Here is a 16,716-nt window from a genome sequence, read left to right as displayed (position 1 = left end):
CGGCCCAGTGTCACCCACCGCACTGACATGCCGAGGGGCACCGGCCCTCAGGGCAGTGGCTCGGCTGAGGGCGCCGTAGGTGCCTGATAGGCGCCGGTGGCCAGCATCCGCACCTCCCCCGTCGGGCTGATCTCGGCGCGGAGGATGCCGGTGGGATCGCAGTAGACCGGGTTGCCACCCGGCCCCACGGTGTCGGTCCGTTCGACGATCACCTCATCGGTCGTGGTGTCCGTATCCGGTCGCTGGTGGGTGAACGACAGCCGGTAGCGGTCCGTGGTTTCCATGACGACCTCCAGCGCTTGAGACAGCCCCGAGAGACAAATGATCCCAAATAGACCCACCTCCATGATGCAGCCGGACGAACCCGGCAGAGCTGCGCAGCGGCCTCGCCGCGGCGCAGCTGTCTCTGTCACAACGGGTGACGCCTCTCGCCTCCGGGCGCCGGGCAGTGTAGACATATGCACATGGTCCGACTAATGGGTCGATCCCGGGCTCAGTCGGCCCGGACACCCCACAGACCACTCCATCCGCGGGGGCCACAGGGCGGGACGCCCCGGAAGCCGTACGGGCGGCTGTGGTCGGCGGTGAGCGGGCGCAGCGTCGCCGGTCAGGTGTTCATGCTGCAGGTGGTGATCGTGCTGCTGCTGGTCGTGTCCGCGGTGGTGGCACTGGTCCTCCAGGTACGGCATGACAGCACGGTGGAGGCGCACAACCGTTCGCTCGCCGTCGCCGAGACCTTCGCCAACTCGCCCGGCATGGTCGAGGCGCTGCGCTCCCCCGACCCCACGGCCGTGCTCCAGCCGCGCGCCGAAGCCGCGCGCAAGGCGACGAAGGTCGACTTCATCGTCGTCATGAACACCGACGGGATCCGCTACACCCACCGCCTCCCGGACCGGATCGGAAAGAAGTTCGTCGGGGACATCTCCCAGGCCCTGGCCGGCCACTCCATCACCGAGGAGATCAACGGGACCATCGGGCCGCTGGTACAGGCCGTGGTTCCCGTCAAGGCGCCTGACGGATCGGTCGTGGGCCTGGTGTCGGCCGGAATCACCACGGCGAACGTGGGCGGTGTCGCGGACCGGCAGCTGCCGCTCCTGCTGGCCGCGGCTGCCGCCGCCCTCGCCCTGGCCACGGCCGGGACGGCACTCGTGAGCAGACGGCTGCTGCGCCAGACGCGAGGCCTGGGCCCGTACGAGATGACCCGGATGTACGAGCACCACGACGCGGTGCTGCACGCCGTCCGGGAGGGCGTGATCATCAGCGACGACGGAAGGCTGCTGCTCGCCAACGACGAGGCGCACCGGCTGCTCGACCTGCCCAAGGACGCCGACGGGCGGCTGCTCGCGGACCTCGGCCTCGATTCGGACATCGCCGGCCTGCTGGCCTCGGGACGGGTCGCCACCGACGAGGTGCATCTGGTCGGAGACCGGCTCCTTGCCGTCAACCAGCGGCTGACGGACTTCGAGGGCGGCCCGTCCGGCAGCGTGGCGACCCTGCGTGACTCGACCGAGCTGAGGGCGCTGTCCGGCAGGGCCGAGGTGGCACGCGAACGCCTCAAACTCCTGTACGACGCCGGTGTGGGCGTCGGCACGAGCCTGGACGTCACCCGTACCGCCGAGGAGCTGGCGGAGGTGGCCGTGCCGCGGTTCGCGGACTTCGTCACCGTGGACCTGGCCGAGGCCGTGCACAGCGGCGAGGAGCCGGAGACGATCGGCAGGATGCGCCGCACGGCGTCCAGCGGAATCCGCGAGGACGCACCCCTCTACCCGGTAGGCGAACAGATCACCTTCGTGGCCACCTCACCGCAGGCCCGCACCCTCAGCACGGGCCAGTCCCTCGTCGAACCCGACCTCAGCAAGGCCACCGGCTGGCACGCCCAGGACCTGGAGCGCTCCGCGCAGGTCGTCGAGTACGGAATCCACTCGCTGATCACCGTCCCGCTGCGGGTGGGCCCGCTGGTGATGGGCGTGGTCCAGTTCTGGCGTTCCGAGAAGCCGGAGCCCTTCGACGTGGAGGATCTGACTCTCGCCGAGGAACTGGTGGCCCGTGCCGCGGTGTCCATCGACAACGCGCGCCGCTACACACGCGAGCACACCATGGCCGTGACGCTGCAGCGCAGTCTGCTGCCGCGAAACCTGCCCGAGCAGACCGCCCTGGACATCGCCTACCGCTATCTCCCCGCGCAGGCGGGGGTGGGCGGTGACTGGTTCGACGTACTGCCGCTGTCGGGCAGCCGGGTCGCCGTCGTCGTGGGCGATGTCGTCGGGCACGGGCTGCACGCCGCGGCCACGATGGGGCGGCTGCGTACCGCCGTGCACAACTTCTCGGCGCTGGACCTGCCGCCCGACGAACTGCTGGGACTCCTCGACGAGTTGGTCAGCCGTATCGACCAGGACGAGGACGCGGAGGACAGCGGCGGCGCCATCACGGGTGCCACCTGCCTATACGCGATCTACGACCCGATCTCGCGGAAGTGCACCGCCGCCCGGGCCGGCCACCCGCCGCCGGCGCTGGTCCTTCCCGACGGGAGCGTCGAGTTCCCCGAGGTGCCCGCCGGTCCGCCGCTGGGTCTCGGTGGTCTGCCGTTCGAGACGGTCGATCTCGTGCTGGAGGAGGGCAGCCGGCTGGTTCTCTACACGGACGGGCTCGTCGAGGACCGGGAACGGGACATCGACGTGGGTCTTGAGATGCTGCGCACCGCCCTGGCGGGGGCCGACCGGTCACCGGAGGACACCTGCCGGGTCGTTCTGGACGCCCTGCTCCCGGCCCGGCCGAGCGACGACATCGCGCTGATCGTGGCGCGCACCCACGCACTCGGTGCCGACCGGATCGCCGACTGGCAGGTGCCGGCCGACCCGGCGGCCGTCGGTGAGCTGCGTGCGTCGGTCACCCGGCAGCTCGCCCTATGGGGACTGGACGACATGGTGTTCGCCACCGAGCTGATACTCAGCGAGCTGGTCACCAACGCGATCCGCTATGGCAATGGACCGATCCGGGTACGGATGCTGCGCGACCGCAGTCTGATCTGCGAGGTCTTCGACGCCAGCAGCACCTCACCCCACCTGCGGTACGCGGCCAGCACCGACGAGGGCGGACGCGGGCTGTTCCTTGTCGCGCAGCTCTCCGAACGCTGGGGCACCCGCTACACCCCCACGGGCAAGGTGATCTGGACCGAGCAGCCGCTGCCTTCCGACGCTCAGGCCTGAGGGCCCGCAGGAGGAGGCCGGCCGTCACCCGCGTCCGGCTCGGACGCGGGCTCCATGGCGGTCCTCGGCCCCGTTTCGGCCAGGGTTTCCGAGGCATGCTCGGACTGGGCGAGCGGCAGGCCAGCGCCGCCCTGGAGGCGCTCCAGGTCGTCGGGGCGCACCTGGATGACGATCAGAGCGACCAGTGCGGCCACGACGGCGAAGATGGCGGCGACGATGAACGAGCTGGAAATACCGGAGGCGAGCACCTGGTCGCTCCAGGGCTTCGGGAGCTGGCCCGTCCTGCGGAACTCCAGTCGCTGGGCCGGGCTCGCGTCCGCCATGAACCGGGCGACCTGATCGGTGGCCTCATTGCGGCTGGCCGTTCCGTAGACGGTGACCAGCACCGACAGGCCGAGGGAACCGCCCACCTGCTGGGTGGCGTTGAGGATCCCGGAGGCCGCTCCCGCATCCTGGGGTGCCACGCCGGACACGGCCATCAGCGTCAGTGACACGAACTGCAGGCCCATACCGAAGCCGAAGACCAGCATGGGGCCGAGGATGCTGCCCGCGTACGTACTGTCGACATCGGTCAGCGTCAGCCAGCCGAGTCCCACGGCGGCCAGGATCGCGCCGACCGCCATGAACGGTTTGGGGCCCCACTTGGGCAGCAGTTGCGAGGCGAACCCCGCGCCGATCGCGATGATCACGCTCACCGGCAGGAAGGCGAGGCCGGCGCGCAGCGGACTGAAGCCCAGGATGTTCTGCACGAAGAGGGTCAGGAAGAAGAACATGCCGAACATCGCGGCGGCCAGGGTCAGCATCATCGCGTAGACGCCGGCGCGGTTGCGGTCGCGGAACATCCACAGCGGGGTGATGGGCTGCCTGGACCGGCGCTCGGTGATGATGAACAGGGCGAGGAACACGACCGCGGCCACGAAGGCCACGACGGTCACACTGTCGCTCCAGCCCTCCTCCGAGGCGCGGATGAAGCCGTAGACCAGCAGCACCATGCCGAGGGTGGAGGTGAGCGCGCCGAGGAGGTCGAAGTGGCCCGGTCGGCGCTCGGATTCGCGGATGTAGCGGGGTGTCGCGAGCACGATCAGCAGGCCGATGGGCACGTTGACGAAGAGGACCCAGCGCCAGTCGAGCCACTCCACCAGCACGCCGCCCGCGAGCAGCCCGATCGCGCTGCCGCCCGCCGAGACGGCCGCGAAGACGCCGAACGCCCTGTTGCGGTCGGGCCCTTCACGGAAGGTCGTGGTGATCAGCGACAGGGCGGTGGGCGAAGCGATGGCGCCGCCGACGCCCTGGAGCGCTCGTGCTGCCAGCAACTGCCAGGATTCCTGGGAGAGTCCGCCGAGCAGTGAGGCGAACACGAAGAGGAGCACGCCGAAGATGAAGACCCTGCGCCGGCCGAGGATGTCGCCCAGCCGCCCGCCGAGCAGCAGCAGACCGCCGAAGGTCAGCGTGTAGGCGTTGATCACCCAGGACAGGTTCTCGGTCGAGAAGCCGAGCGAGGTCTGGATGTGCGGCAGTGCGATGTTCACGATGGTGATGTCGAGGACCACCATCAGCTGGCACGAGGCGATGACGAGGAGTGCGATACCGCTGCCTTTGCCCCGCTCCGGGGATTCGGCAGGCTCGGTGGGTGTCGTCTGAGCGCCTGTCATGAGGATGTCCTGCGTCTCAGTCTGATGTCCTGCGTCTCAGTCAGAAGTGAACGTGGACGTTCACTACACCGACGTTAGTGCGGTGTACCCGACCCCACCAATCGATCATGCCCGGGGCGGGGCGGCCGCCGCTTCCCGCGGCGCTGAGATGCGGGGACACCGCTCCACGGGAACACTGGGGCCGTGGGGGCAAGAGCGAGAGGACACCATCATGTCCGTAATGGACAAGCTGAAGAGCATGCTCAAGGGCCACGAAGCGCAGGCCGACAAGGGCATCGACAAGGCGGGCGACGCCATCGACGACAAGACCCAGGGCAAGTACAGCGGTCAGGTCGACACCGGCCAGGACAAGCTGAGGGACCAGTTCGGTACGCGCCCCGAAGACAACCGGTAGGGCGCGCGGCCGTTGCCCTGGCCGCTGTCAACGGGCCAGGCGGCCCAGCAGTGCCGAGGCGGACCAGATGCCGAGAGCCGCGGCCACGGTCAGAACGCCGAAGTCGAGTGCCAGGTGGGCGGGCGTGCCGAGCAACAGCCCGCGCAGCGCGTCCACTTGGTAACTCAACGGGTTGATCCTGCTGACGACCTGGAGCCAGCCCGGCATGATGTCCACCGGGTAGAGGGCGTTGGAGCCGAAGAACAGCGGCATCGTGATGGCCTGGCCGATGCCCATCAGACGGTCCCTGCTGAGCACGATGCCCGCGATGGTCATCGAGAGGCAGGAGAAGAAGGCCGATCCCAGGATGACGGCGACCACAACGCCCAGCAGGCGAAGGGGGTTCCAGGTCATCCCGACGCCGAGGAGTGCGGCGATGAGGACGACCACGACCGCCTGGATCACCGCTTTGACCCCGGATGCGAAGGCCTTGCCCGTGATGAGCGCAGACCGTGGGGTCGGAGTGACGAGCAGCTTGGTCAGGATGCCGGCGTCGCGCTCCCAGATGATCTGGATGCCGTAGAAGATGGCGATGAACATCGCGGACTGCGCGATGATGCCCGGCGCCATGTAGTCGATGTAGGGGATGCCGCCGGTGGGTATCGCCTTGATCTTGGTGAAGGTCTCGCCGAAGATCAGCAGCCACAGTGCCGGCTGGATCGCCCGCGTGTACAACTCGGTGCGGTCGTGGCGGATCTTCTGCAGCTCGACCGCGCACATCGCGGCGACCCGGGCGGGCAGCACACGCCAGCCGGTACGGGCCTGCGGCGGTACGAGGAGCAGGTCGAGGCCGGCCGGGCGGACGAGGTCAGCCGACACGGCTCGCGGTACGGCGGGTGCTTCGGACATCGCTGAAGTCTCCTGATTTCTCGTCGAGGCCGCTGCCCGCGATGTCGCGGAAGACGTCCTCCAGCGTGGGCAGTTCGCCGGGATTCGTGGTTCCACGCCGTTCGCCGAGGCCCCTCCTCAGCTCTTCGGGGGTGCCGAGGGCATGGATCTGGCCCTGGTGCATCAGCGCGACGCGGTCGCAGTACTGATCGGCCTCGTCCATGTAGTGGGTCGTCACCAGGACGGTCATGCCGGTGGCGGCGCGTACGGCGTTGATGTGGTCCCACACGCTGGTCCGGGCGATCGGGTCGAGGCCGATCGTCGGTTCGTCGAGGATCAGCAGCCGGGGCGCGCTGACCAGTGCCTGGGCGAGTTCGAGGCGGCGGACCATGCCTCCGGAGTACGTCTTTGCGAGCCGGTCGGCCACCTCGGAGAGGTCGACCGCCGCGAGCGCCTGCTCCACGCGTGCCGCGCGTTCCTTGCGCGAGACGTCGAAGACGCGGGCGAACAGCTCCACGTTCTCCCGGCCGGTGAGCCCGGAGTCGGCGGAGAGCTGCTGCGGTACATAGCCCAACAGGCGGCGTACCGGCATACGTTCGCGGGTGGCGTCGTGCCCGAAGACGCGGACCATGCCGGCGGGGACCGGCAGGAGCGTGGTGATGCAGCGGATGGCCGTGGTCTTGCCGGCGCCGTTGGGGCCGAGCAGGCCGAACACCTCACCGTCGCGGACGGAGAGGTCGAGTGCGTCGACCGCGGTCGTCTCGCCGAAGGCGTAGGTGAGGGCGGAGCAGGTGACGGCGTCCGTACGGGGATCGGTTGCCACGGCCCGTATGTCGTCGGCGCGTGCCTCCTCGCCGTTCACAGTGCTCCCCTGCTGCACGGGGTCTGCCCTTCCGGTCGTGTCGCGCGTCATGTCTCCTCGGCCTCCTCGTGCAGGTTCGCCGCCAGCTTGCGCAGGGCCGGGAGGGCTGCCTCCAGTGCGGCGCGGTCGGCCTCGTCGAGACGGGTCACCTGCCGGCGTACGAGCGCGGCGCGCCGCTCTCGCCAGTCGCGCAGCCGTTCTTCGGCCGCCGGTGTGGGCAGCAGTCGCGCGGCCCGCCGGTCGGCGGGGTCCGTCTCGCGGATCAGAAAGCCCTGCCGGACGAGCTGGTTGACGAGCGTCGAGACCGAATTGCCCGCCAGGTAAAGGTCCTTGGCGGCCTCCGACACACCGACGCCGGGCCGGGTCACGACCAGACGCAGCAGGCCGATCTCGGCACCGCGCAGGTGCGGCGCGTTCGTGCCGCTGCGCAGCCGCCGCCTGATCAGCCTCTGCACTCCGGCCAGGGTGTCGGCAAGCGCCTCGGGAAAGCTCTCTGACTCCACGCTTCGACGATAGCTCTGTGTCAGAGGTATTTTGGGAAAGGGAGGGTCAAGATGAGGTAAGCAGTGGGCTCAGCGGGCCGTGGGTGGCGGGGGCAGTCGCAGGTGGGCGAGGTCCGAGGGCACCGGTGAGTCGGGCCGGAAGAACGGCGCCGGTTCTCCGTCCGTCGCCGTGGCGGGTGCGTCGGTGAGCCGGAATCTGTCGCGGAGCCTGCCGTAGAAGTCGGTGGGGTGCAGACGGATGAGGCGCGCTCGCTGCGGGGCGCGGAAGACGCCGATCCAGTCACCGGGGTCGAGCACCCCGCGCAGCTGGCCGTCGACACTGACCGCTGCCTGTCCCGAGTGCGGCAGGACACGCAGTGCCACGGGTTCGTCGGGGGCGGCCACGACACTGCGGTTGAAGGTCATGTGGGGCGCGATCGGGGTGAAGACGAGCCCGTCCATGTGCGGGGAGAGGATCGGGCCGCCGGCGGCGAAGCAGTAGGCGGTGGAGCCGGTGGGGGTGGCGACCGCGACGGCGTCGGCCGAGTAGAAGGCAAGCAGGCGGCCCGCCAGGTAGACACCCAGGCTCACCTGGTGGTCCCGGGCCAGCTTCTCCACGACGACGTCGTTCAGGGCCAGGACGTCGAGGGCCAGGCCCCAGCCCTCCCCCTCGGTGGTCTCGGGGCGCACCTGCGGCGGCGGGAGCGCGGGGCCGCGGCCGTAGCGCAGCAAAGCCTCCATCCTCTCGGGGATCTCCAGGGCCCGGGAGGCGCGCATGGTCAGCGTCATGCGTTCCTCGACGGTGGCACGGCCGTGGTGGACGGCTTCCAGTGCTTCGCCGACGTCGCCCGCCTGTACTTCGGTGAGGAAGCCCACCTTGCCCAGGTCGACGCCCAGAACGCTTGCCCCGCTCTTGAGCGCGATCCGCGCCCCTCTGAGGAACGTACCGTCGCCGCCGAGGGTCACCACGAGGTCGGGGTTTCCCGCCGCCTGTGCCTCCGCCCGGCCGCCGAGGCGTTGGTGGTCCTTGGCCCACACATCGATGTCGGTGCAGGGGATGTCGTGGGCGTCGCACCATTCGTGGACCGTGCGGGCGACGTCCTTGGCGGCCGGGCGGCCCATGTGGATCACCAGGCCCACGCGCTGTACGGCCATGGAAACCTCCAGATGCGCGTTCCGGCCGGTCTCTCGCCCGTCTCGCAGACGGGTTCAGGCGCCGGCCTGTCCGCCCCTCTCGCGGACGCGCTCAGGCCGGTTTCTCGCCTGTCTCGCAGATCCGGCGGGCGATCTCGCGGAGTTTGATGTTGTGGTCCTGGGAGGCCTTCTTGAGGACGCCGAAGGCCCTTTCCTCGGTCAGGCCATGGCGTTCCATGAGAATTCCCATGGCCTCACCGATTTCGTGGCGGGTTTCCAGTGCGTGGCCGAGCTGCTGGTGGGTGCGGGCCGCGGAGAACGCCACAGCCGCGTGCGAGGCGAGGATCCAGCCCGCTCGCTGGGCCACCTCGTCGAAGGTGCACGGGTGGTGGGAGTAGAGGTCGAGCGCGCCGAGTTCGTCGTCCTCGGTGAAGAGCAGAAAGCCCATCATGCTTCCCATGCCCAGCTTCCGCAGCTCGGGGGCGAAGCGGGACCAGCGCTCGTGGGGGCGGTTCAGATCCTCGATGGCATAGACCTGCGTGCGGTCGGTCACGGCGTCGAAGCACGGCCCCTCTTCGAGGTCCTGCTGGATCCGGTCCGCCGTGCGCACCACTTCGCTCGTCGCCGACAGGGACTTCACTTCGCCCCGGTGCACGGTGAGGATGCCGGCCTCGTCGCAGCCGTTGATCAGAACCGTCGCATGTTCCACGATGCGGTCCATGGTGGCCTGGACCGAGTCCTGGGCCAGCAGATCGCGTGCCATCTCCGCCAGGGCCACGGCGAACCGCTCCCAGTCCTCGCGGGTCTGCTGCGACATGGACCACCTGCCTTTTTGTGGAAGCGCGACCGCCGCCCACCCGGATTTCCATCTTGCCACCAGCGGGCCTCCCCCGCGCAGAGCAGCCGGTTCCCGGGCCTTGCGGCACCAGGGGAATCCGGTTGCTCCGGCCGTACGACGCTGCCAGGGTCTTGGCCATGCCCCACTTCTCCGCACCTGACGGCACCAAACTCGCCTACCACGTGGTCGGGGACGGGACTCCTGTGCTCTGCCTGCCCGGCGGACCGATGCAGGCGTCCGTGTACCTCGGTGACCTCGGCGGCCTTGGCGCGCACCGGCAGTTGGTCATGCTGGATCTCCGGGGCACGGGACAGTCGCAGACACCGGAGGACCTCTCCTCGTACCGCTGCGACCGTCTTGTCGACGACGTGGAGGCCCTGCGCGGGCATCTCGGTCTGGAGAGGGTGGATCTGCTCGCGCATTCCGGCGGTACGAATCTGGCGGCGCTGTATGCCGCCCGGCACCCGGAGCGGGTGGGCAGGCTCGCCCTGATCACGCCTAGCGTCCTGGCCGTCGGGCTGGCGGTCACCGGGGAACTCCGGCGCGAGACCGCGCGGCTGCGCCAGGACGAGCCGTGGTACCCGGCGGCGTTCGCGGCCCTGGAAGCGATCACCTCCGGCCGGGCGACGGAGAACTCCTGGGAGGCCATCGCACCGTTTCTCTACGGCCGTTGGGACGAGAGGGCGCAAGCTCATCACGCCGCCGAGGACGGTCAACGGAACCAGGAAGCCGCGACGGCCTACGGCGCCGAGGGCGCCTTCGACCCGGAAGGCACGCGCGCGGCGCTGGCCCTGCTCGGGGCGCCGGTCCTTCTCCTGGCCGGGGAGGTCGACCTGAACTCACCTCCTCATGCGGTGACCGAGCTCGCGGGGCTCCTCCAGGACGCCACGCTGGTGGTTCAGCCGGGCGCCGGACACTTCCCGTGGCTCGACGACGCCGACCGGTTCGTGGCGACCACGGCTGCGTTCCTCGGGTAGGTAACCGGCGCTGAGGGGACATCCACGCACCTACGGGGCGCATGGTGCCGTCGAAAATGTGAGGGACCCGGGGACATCACCGATGTGTGGAACGCCCGAAGTTGAGCATGCGTCTGACAAGACAGGCGACGCACCGGAGCGCTGCCCCACCCGCGTTGTCAGTGCCATCGGGAACAATGATCAACAGCAAGAACGTCACCGCTCCCGGCGGTACACGATCGATCCCCGTCCGTCGAAAGGCCGCCCGCACATGACGCCCCCTCTCCACCGCCGCGCCATGCCGCAGGCTCCGACCGAAGGACGGTGACCCATGCTCCGATCTCTCCCCCGCACACGCGATCCGCTCAGCCCCGCCAGCGCCGAAGTCCTGCGTCTCGTCATGGAGCAGCGCGGTCCCGTCTTCCTCACGGTGCACGCCAACGGGCGTCGGCGGTACGGCTACTGGCAGTCCGTCGGCTCTGCGGCCGCGCGCGGAGGCTGCCATGTCGCGCTGCCCACCGCCGAGTGCGACGCCCTGCACGCGGCGGGGCTGTTCGTGCTGGGCGATCCGGTGGTGGACCCGGCGAAGACCACGTATCCGGTGCGGGTGGCGGTGCGCGACGCTTCGTCCGTGCCGGCCGCGCCACGGCAGGCGGTGACGGCCACACCCCGGCCGGCTCTGGCGGCCGCGCCACGGTCGTCGGTGACGCCCGCACCGCGGCAGGCGCTGACGGCGTGAGCCGCGGACGGAGGTCATCTCCTGTGCGCCCCCAGGAACCCACCATGAAGCGGGCCCGCCGCATCTAGATGCGGCGGGCCCTGCGGCGTAGGTGTGCCGTCAGTGCCGGAAGACGTCCTTCGCCTTCTCCTTGGCCTGGCGGGCGTCGCCCTTCGCCTGATCCGTCTTTCCTTCGGCGGTCAGACGCTCGTTGCCCACCGCGCTTCCGGCGGCCTCCTTGGCCTTGCCCTTGGCCTGCTCCATCTTGGCCTTCGCCTTCTGGTTCTTGGCCATCGCAGTTCACATCCTCGCTCGCTCGACACTTGCGATCCACCTCTACGACTCACCGAGAAAGTCCGCTCCAAACACACTGATCGCGCCTGGACGGTCCTTCCCGGGCGAGGCATCGGTCCGGAGGAACGGAAACGAGCGGCACCCCCCTCATTCCCGCCGACTTACCATCCAGTAATGTCGCGCGACAGGTCCAGAGGAGGAACCGTGCCACGCTCGGAACGCTCGCCCCTGTTGCTCGCCGGCCTGCTGGCCACCTCGGGCGCCGCTCACTTCATCGCTCCGCGCCAGTTCGACGCGACCATCCCGAGTGCGCTGCCCGGGACGCCCCGTGCGTGGACCTACGGGAGCGGTGTGGCGGAACTGGCGCTGGCGGCCGGACTGGCGCTGCCGCGCACTCGGCGAGTCGCGGCGCTGGCCACCGCTGCCTTCTTCGTCGGAGTGTTCCCGGCCAACGTCCAGATGGCCGTGGACTGGCGTCACAAGCCCGCGCCGCTCAAGGCCGCAGCCCTGGCGCGGCTTCCGCTGCAAGTACCGCTCGTGCTGTGGGCACGTGGCGTCGCCAAGGGTGGAAAGGGTCGGTCATGACAAGCAGTGCCGTTGTTGGTGACAAGGTCGAGGACTTCGCTCTGCCGGACGAGACGGGTACGGTCCGGCATCTGTCGGAGCTGCTCGTCGAGGGACCGGTGGTGCTGTTCTTCTATCCCGCCGCCCTCAGCGCGGGCTGCACGGCCGAGGCGTGCCACTTCCGTGATCTGGCCGCCGAGTTCGCCGCCGCCGGAGCGCGGCCGGTCGGCATCAGCGGTGACTCGGTCGACCGGCAGCAGGAGTTCGCCGGGCGGCACACGCTCGGTTTTCCGCTGCTGTCGGATACCGAGGGAACCGTCCGTGAGCGCTTCGGCGTGAAGCGTGGCTTCTCCCTGGCGCCCACCAAGCGGGCCACCTTCGTCATCGCACAGGACCGTACGGTCCTGGAGGTCGTCCGCAGCGAACTGCGGATGAGCGCACACGCCGACCGCGCCCTCGCCGCGCTGCGTGCCCACAAGAACTGAGTCGCCCGTCCGATAAGTACTCCGATCAGTACATGGCCCCGATCGAGGGGGCATGCTCACTCGATTCGGCGTCATCGGCGAGTCCGGGCGTACCACCGGCGAGCCTTCCCGCGTTGCAGCGGCATGGACAGCACATCCACCACGGCCGGGAGCCTCCTGGACCAGGGAACGCATCCTCGGCCGCCTGCTGAACACGCCGATTCGCAAGGGGCCAGTCCCCCGATCTACGCCTCCCTCGTGGCCGAGTGGCGGTCCAGGGGGCGAGCGGTGCCCGGTCGGCACGACTCACAGGGGGCCGCCCTGGACGACGGCCTCTGACAACGCCCGGCCCTCCCGGCCCGACACGACGGCGCGCCCACGCGAACAGGCCCCGTCCCTCTGCGGATGGTGGACGGGACCCGTTCACTGCGCCTCATTCTCAGCGCCTTGTCGCGCCTTCGGGAGGGAGTGAGAGCGGGCGCTCCGGCAAGGCGGCATGCGCCCCGTGTGAAGGGTGCGTCTCCCGTGTGCGCACCCAGGATCCCGGGACCTGCGCAACCTGCGGGCCTCAGGCGCCCCTCGCCGGACCGGGCGCCCGTTCGCCCATCACGGCGGCGAGTTCCGCCCTGCGGCGGATGCCGAGCTTGCGGTAGGCGCTGGTGAGGTGGGTCTCGACGGTGCGCCGGGCCAGGTGCAGGAGCTCCGCGATCTCGGTGTTCGTCCGGCCGTCGGCGGCGAGGGCGGCGATGCGGCGTTCGCTGCCGGTCAGTGCCGCCCAGCCGGTGAACGCCGTCGCGCCGCCCCGGGAGCGTGCTTCGGGCAGCGCCTCCTCCGCGAGGGACCGCATGCGCAGCGCGCCCAGCCGTTCCGCGAGCCCGGCGGCCTCCCGCAGGGCCGTGCGGGCGCGGGCCCGCTCGCCCGCGGCGGACAGCTGCCGCCCCTGTGCGATCAGGGCCGGGACCAGCTCGGTCTGCGCGGCCGCGTCCCGGAGTATGCGTACGGCTCTGTCGGCCAGTTCCAGGCCCTGCCTGCCTCCGGTCGCCGTGGCGAGCGCCCGCATCGCGCGGCCCACCAGCCGCGGGGTGTTCCACACCAGCGCGAGCCGCATCTCCTCCCGGGCCAGGGCGAGGGCCTCCTGCGGACGCCCGAGCGCGACACGGCAGTCGGCCGCCGCGCTGCGCCAGGGCGTGACGACCGGGCTCACCACATCACGCGCGGACTGCCGCCGCCCACACTCCAGGAAGTCAGCGAGCGCGCCGGCCTGATCACCCGACGCGGACCGCAGCACGCCCCGCGCGTACAGGAATCGGTTGAGTTCCCAGGAGTCGCGCGCGTCCCGGAGATCGAAGCTGTCCGCGAGGCCTGCCGCCTCCGCTGTGCGGCCCGTCTCGACCAGGGCGATCACTGCGTGTGCGTGCGCGTTGGCCGGATCGGACCGGTGCGGGCGGGATTCGGTGACCTGCCAGTCCTGGGGGTCGGCCAGCAGCTCCGTGTACGCGCCGCGGCCCGCGGCGATGTCCGCCCGTACATTCAGCAGCGCCGGATGCATGGGGTGCAGCAGTGACGGGCGTTGCCCTGCCAGTCCGCGGCCCACCAGTCCTTCGGCCTCGTCGGGTTCGTCGGCCCACTGTGCTACGGCGGCGGCCGTGCCCAGCAGGAAGGGTTCCGCGTGCGGGTCGGCGGGTTCGTCGAGGAGCCCGCGGATCCGTTTCATCGCCGTGGCCGCGGAAATGTGGCCTGCCGTGGACTCGTAGCGCACCAGGAGTGCCCGGCCGGCCGTACCGATGAGGTGCGGCGACCGTTCGGCGGTGTCGTACAGCCACCGGTAGGCCTCCTGCCTGATCGCCCGGTCATGGTCCGACAGCAGTGCCGAGGCGAGCTGCAGCAGACGGATCAGGTCGGGATGGTCCGCCAGCTGCTCGTCCAGGCCGCGGAGCGCCTCGACCGCCGCGCGCCCCTCGCCCCGCAGGGCCAGCGCCGTCCCCAGAGCGACCGCGGCCCGCGCCCGGTCCCGGGGTGTGCCCGGCAGCCGTGCCGCCTCGGCGAGCCGCGGTATCCCGGCCGAGGAGCGGGTGGCCGCGAACTCCAGCGAGCCCAGTTCCATGAGGACCGTGGCCCGGCGGGCGGGCGTCAGCGGCTCCTCCAGCGTGCGGCGCAGATAGGACACAGCGTCATCGGTTCTGCCGTGCCGGACGGCGACGCTCGCACCGTCCAGGAGTACGGCCGTGGCCCATTCCGCGCCCACGCCGAGCGCGGACGTCCGCAGGAGCTGTCCGGCCACCGCTTCGGCGTGATCGCCGCGGCGCAGCATCACCTCGGCCGCCGTGCGGTGGGCCGCCTGCCGCCGGGCGCCGGACCAGCCGCTCAGCACCGCGTCCCGCAGCAGGGGGTGGGCATAGCGCGGCCGACCGTCCGGATCGGGGCGCAGCAGTCCGAGGCGGGTCATTGCAGTGAGCCAGCCCGGCACTCTCGCGGGGTCGACCCCCGCCATCTTGGCGAGCAGTCCGGCCGTCCCCTCACGCTGCCCGTCGTCCAGGACATCACCGTCGAGCGCCGCGAGGGCGCGGGCGACACCGGCCGTCGCGGGTCCCGCGCTGTCCAGCCACCAGGCGACGGCGGCCGGATAGGCGCCCGGATACAGCGCCGCGCAGGTCCCGGCACGGTCTCGGGCAGGTGGCCCTCCGGCTCCGTCGCGCGGAGATCTTCCAGCAGGGCGCGCAGCAGCAGCGGACTGCCCGCACCTGCCCGTACGCAGTCCTCCACCCAGTCGGGTGTCGCGGTCGTCACGTCCGAACGGACCAGCTGGGCGGCGGCGTTCGCGCTCAGCGGGCCGAGCGTGTGGGTGCGTACGAGGGTGGGTGAGAGCGTGTGGGCCAGGCCCGCCGAGGGCGGATCGATGTCGTACTGACAGCGTTCGGTCACCACCAGCATCAGGGGGAGTCCGTCGAGCCGCCGGGCCGCGTCCACGAGCCAGCGGCGCGAGGACTCGTCGGCGAAGTGCACGTCGTCCACGGCCGCCAGCAGGGGCTCGCCGTCGGCGTACGCGCGCAAGCGGTTCCACAGCTCTGCCGCGTACGTCCGGTCGTACGTCGTGTCACCGTGCCCGGGGCCCGGCTCGGCAGCAATCATCGCCCCGTCCGCGGAAGACACCAGGCGGAGCACCGCGGCGAAGGGGACGGCGTGGTCGTCGGGCGAGCAGCGGGCCCAGAGCACCCGTGTGCCGCGTGCCTGTGCCTGTCCGGCGACAGCTTCCAGGAGAGCTGTGCGGCCTGTGCCGGTCGCCCCTCTGAGCAGCACCAGACGACCGGACCCGGCCCGGGCACGATCCGCCTCGGTCGCCAACAGCTCGACGGCGTCCAGACGTTCACGCAGCGGTCCGGGTTCGCGCATCGATGCCTCCTCCGGTGGGCGCCTCATGATCGATCTCGTGGTGCGTCTCGTGGTCCTCCACGATTGCGCGGACACACCGGGCCCAGAAGTCTGGAACAAGCCCATCGGGCACTGACGTCACGGGGGCCACACGCATGCGGACTTGGGAGTAACGGTTGCGCAGCTCACCACCGACCACTGACGCAGGCGGGTCGCACCGGCCCACCGAAGCGGACGCGGTGGATCCGACCGGCCGGATACCCGTGGTGGTCCAGGCGCCGGACCCGATCTCCCGGGCCGGAGTACGCAGTCTGCTGGGGCAGCAGCCGGTGATAGATCTCCGCGACGAGACGGAGGCCGGTCCCGGCACGGTGGCCGTTCTCGTGAACGAGACGCCGGACGAGAGCACGCTCGCGCTGTTGCGCAAGCTGGTACGCGGTGACGGCGCGCGCGTCGTCCTCGTGGTGGGCGCGATCCGTGAGGCCGAGCTCCTCGAAGTCATCGAGTGCGGCGTCGGGGCGATCGTCTGGCGCCACGAGGCAAGTGCGCAGCGGCTGGTGCAGGCCGTGCTCGCGGCCTCCCGGGGCGACGGTGATCTGCCGGCGGATCTCCTGGGACGCCTCATCACTCAGGTGGGTTCACTCCAGCGCACCGCGGCCGGCCATGCCGGCGCACCGCTCTCCGGCCTGGTACCGCGTGAGGTCGATGTCCTGAGGCTGGTGGCCGAGGGAATGGACACGGGGGAGATAGCGGGCAAGCTGTCCTACTCCGAACGTACGGTCAAGAAGGTCATACACGGGCTGACCACCCGACTGCACCTGCGCAACCGCGCACATGCCGTGGCCTATGCCCTCCGCGAAGGCTACCTCTGACCGAACGGACCTTCGCACAGAGGCCGTTCGGGTACCTCCGGTCG

15 protein-coding genes and 1 pseudogene are annotated in these 16,716 nt (G+C 70.5%); 7 read left to right on the top strand and 9 right to left on the bottom strand.

Features of this window, described 5'->3' with window-relative positions; translation table 11 throughout:
* Positions 1-47: 47 nt before the first annotated feature.
* Positions 48-284 carry a DUF6296 family protein gene (locus tag ACFVKT_RS10055; protein ID WP_385729509.1) on the bottom strand — a complete coding sequence of 79 codons (237 nt, stop codon included), beginning with the start codon at positions 282-284 and terminating at the stop codon, positions 48-50.
* 180 nt (positions 285-464) lie between these two features.
* Here ACFVKT_RS10055 and ACFVKT_RS10050 point away from each other — a divergent pair, with 180 nt between their 5' ends.
* The gene (locus ACFVKT_RS10050; RefSeq protein WP_385729507.1) at positions 465-3,206 is read left to right on the top strand and encodes a SpoIIE family protein phosphatase; all 2,742 of its coding nucleotides are present in this window, start codon (positions 465-467) and stop codon (positions 3,204-3,206) included.
* On the opposite strand, the gene ACFVKT_RS10045 is transcribed toward ACFVKT_RS10050, so the two are convergent.
* The gene (locus tag ACFVKT_RS10045) at positions 3,197-4,858 is read right to left on the bottom strand and encodes an MFS transporter (protein WP_385729505.1); all 1,662 of its coding nucleotides are present in this window, start codon (positions 4,856-4,858) and stop codon (positions 3,197-3,199) included. The genes ACFVKT_RS10050 and ACFVKT_RS10045 overlap by 10 nt on opposite strands.
* 211 nt (positions 4,859-5,069) lie before the next feature.
* Here ACFVKT_RS10045 and ACFVKT_RS10040 point away from each other — a divergent pair, with 211 nt between their 5' ends.
* A complete protein-coding gene (locus ACFVKT_RS10040) occupies positions 5,070-5,252 on the top strand; it encodes an antitoxin (protein WP_385729503.1) in 183 nt (60 codons plus the stop codon).
* A gap of 27 nt (positions 5,253-5,279) precedes the next feature.
* On the opposite strand, the gene ACFVKT_RS10035 is transcribed toward ACFVKT_RS10040, so the two are convergent.
* From ACFVKT_RS10035 to ACFVKT_RS10015, 5 genes are all read right to left on the bottom strand, one after another.
* A complete protein-coding gene (locus tag ACFVKT_RS10035) occupies positions 5,280-6,140 on the bottom strand; it encodes an ABC transporter permease (RefSeq protein ID WP_385729501.1) in 861 nt (286 codons plus the stop codon).
* Complete coding sequence (locus ACFVKT_RS10030; RefSeq protein ID WP_385729499.1) at positions 6,100-7,032, bottom strand: ABC transporter ATP-binding protein; 933 nt, start codon at positions 7,030-7,032, stop codon at positions 6,100-6,102. The genes ACFVKT_RS10035 and ACFVKT_RS10030 overlap by 41 nt, the downstream gene beginning before the upstream one ends.
* A complete protein-coding gene (locus tag ACFVKT_RS10025; RefSeq protein ID WP_385729497.1) occupies positions 7,029-7,484 on the bottom strand; it encodes a MarR family winged helix-turn-helix transcriptional regulator in 456 nt (151 codons plus the stop codon). Before ACFVKT_RS10025 ends, ACFVKT_RS10030 begins: the two co-directional genes overlap by 4 nt.
* Positions 7,485-7,553: 69 nt before the next feature.
* The gene (locus ACFVKT_RS10020) at positions 7,554-8,618 is read right to left on the bottom strand and encodes an NAD(+)/NADH kinase (protein WP_385729495.1); all 1,065 of its coding nucleotides are present in this window, start codon (positions 8,616-8,618) and stop codon (positions 7,554-7,556) included.
* A gap of 91 nt (positions 8,619-8,709) precedes the next feature.
* Positions 8,710-9,414, bottom strand: coding sequence for a GAF and ANTAR domain-containing protein (locus ACFVKT_RS10015; RefSeq protein ID WP_385729493.1), 705 nt, complete (start codon positions 9,412-9,414; stop codon positions 8,710-8,712).
* 158 nt (positions 9,415-9,572) lie between these two features.
* Here ACFVKT_RS10015 and ACFVKT_RS10010 point away from each other — a divergent pair, with 158 nt between their 5' ends.
* Complete coding sequence (locus ACFVKT_RS10010) at positions 9,573-10,412, top strand: alpha/beta fold hydrolase (protein ID WP_385729491.1); 840 nt, start codon at positions 9,573-9,575, stop codon at positions 10,410-10,412.
* Positions 10,413-10,722: 310 nt separating this feature from the next.
* Positions 10,723-11,130: a hypothetical protein gene (locus ACFVKT_RS10005; protein WP_385729489.1), complete on the top strand. Its 408-nt coding sequence runs from the start codon at positions 10,723-10,725 to the stop codon at positions 11,128-11,130.
* Between the two features lie 99 nt (positions 11,131-11,229).
* On the opposite strand, the gene ACFVKT_RS10000 is transcribed toward ACFVKT_RS10005, so the two are convergent.
* A complete protein-coding gene (locus ACFVKT_RS10000; protein WP_385729487.1) occupies positions 11,230-11,403 on the bottom strand; it encodes a CsbD family protein in 174 nt (57 codons plus the stop codon).
* Between the two features lie 204 nt (positions 11,404-11,607).
* Between ACFVKT_RS10000 and ACFVKT_RS09995 the strand changes: the two genes are divergently transcribed.
* Together ACFVKT_RS09995 and ACFVKT_RS09990 are read left to right on the top strand one after the other, a co-directional pair.
* The gene (locus ACFVKT_RS09995; RefSeq protein WP_385729486.1) at positions 11,608-11,988 is read left to right on the top strand and encodes a DoxX family protein; all 381 of its coding nucleotides are present in this window, start codon (positions 11,608-11,610) and stop codon (positions 11,986-11,988) included.
* Positions 11,985-12,452 carry a peroxiredoxin gene (locus ACFVKT_RS09990; RefSeq protein ID WP_385729484.1) on the top strand — a complete coding sequence of 156 codons (468 nt, stop codon included), beginning with the start codon at positions 11,985-11,987 and terminating at the stop codon, positions 12,450-12,452. The genes ACFVKT_RS09995 and ACFVKT_RS09990 overlap by 4 nt, the downstream gene beginning before the upstream one ends.
* Before the next feature lie 547 nt (positions 12,453-12,999).
* Here the strand turns inward: ACFVKT_RS09990 and ACFVKT_RS09985 are convergent.
* Positions 13,000-15,821: pseudogene (locus ACFVKT_RS09985) on the bottom strand (AAA family ATPase).
* Between the two features lie 155 nt (positions 15,822-15,976).
* Here ACFVKT_RS09985 and ACFVKT_RS09980 point away from each other — a divergent pair.
* On the top strand, positions 15,977-16,672 hold the full coding sequence (locus tag ACFVKT_RS09980; RefSeq protein WP_385729482.1) for a LuxR C-terminal-related transcriptional regulator: 696 nt from the start codon (positions 15,977-15,979) through the stop codon (positions 16,670-16,672).
* Positions 16,673-16,716: the final 44 nt, after the last annotated feature.

Source organism: Streptomyces sp. NPDC127595, from assembly GCF_042671685.1.
Classification (GTDB): domain Bacteria; phylum Actinomycetota; class Actinomycetes; order Streptomycetales; family Streptomycetaceae; genus Streptomyces.
Note: the sequence above shows the minus strand (reverse complement) of the source record. Positions and strands in the feature narration are given on the sequence as shown.

Bases quoted from the DNA above. Each gene is read 5' to 3' on its own strand.
- ACFVKT_RS10030 (WP_385729499.1), bottom strand. From the start codon at position 7,032: ATGACGCGCGACACGACCGGAAGGGCAGACCCCGTGCAGCAGGGGAGC.
- ACFVKT_RS10040 (WP_385729503.1), top strand. From the start codon at position 5,070: ATGTCCGTAATGGACAAGCTGAAGAGCATGCTCAAGGGCCACGAAGCG.
- ACFVKT_RS10020 (WP_385729495.1), bottom strand. From the start codon at position 8,618: ATGGCCGTACAGCGCGTGGGCCTGGTGATCCACATGGGCCGCCCGGCC.
- ACFVKT_RS09990 (WP_385729484.1), top strand. From the start codon at position 11,985: ATGACAAGCAGTGCCGTTGTTGGTGACAAGGTCGAGGACTTCGCTCTG.
- ACFVKT_RS10035 (WP_385729501.1), bottom strand. From the start codon at position 6,140: ATGTCCGAAGCACCCGCCGTACCGCGAGCCGTGTCGGCTGACCTCGTC.
- ACFVKT_RS10015 (WP_385729493.1), bottom strand. From the start codon at position 9,414: ATGTCGCAGCAGACCCGCGAGGACTGGGAGCGGTTCGCCGTGGCCCTG.
- ACFVKT_RS10005 (WP_385729489.1), top strand. From the start codon at position 10,723: ATGCTCCGATCTCTCCCCCGCACACGCGATCCGCTCAGCCCCGCCAGC.
- ACFVKT_RS10055 (WP_385729509.1), bottom strand. From the start codon at position 284: ATGGAAACCACGGACCGCTACCGGCTGTCGTTCACCCACCAGCGACCG.
- ACFVKT_RS10010 (WP_385729491.1), top strand. From the start codon at position 9,573: ATGCCCCACTTCTCCGCACCTGACGGCACCAAACTCGCCTACCACGTG.
- ACFVKT_RS10045 (WP_385729505.1), bottom strand. From the start codon at position 4,858: ATGACAGGCGCTCAGACGACACCCACCGAGCCTGCCGAATCCCCGGAG.
- ACFVKT_RS10000 (WP_385729487.1), bottom strand. From the start codon at position 11,403: ATGGCCAAGAACCAGAAGGCGAAGGCCAAGATGGAGCAGGCCAAGGGC.
- ACFVKT_RS10050 (WP_385729507.1), top strand. From the start codon at position 465: ATGGTCCGACTAATGGGTCGATCCCGGGCTCAGTCGGCCCGGACACCC.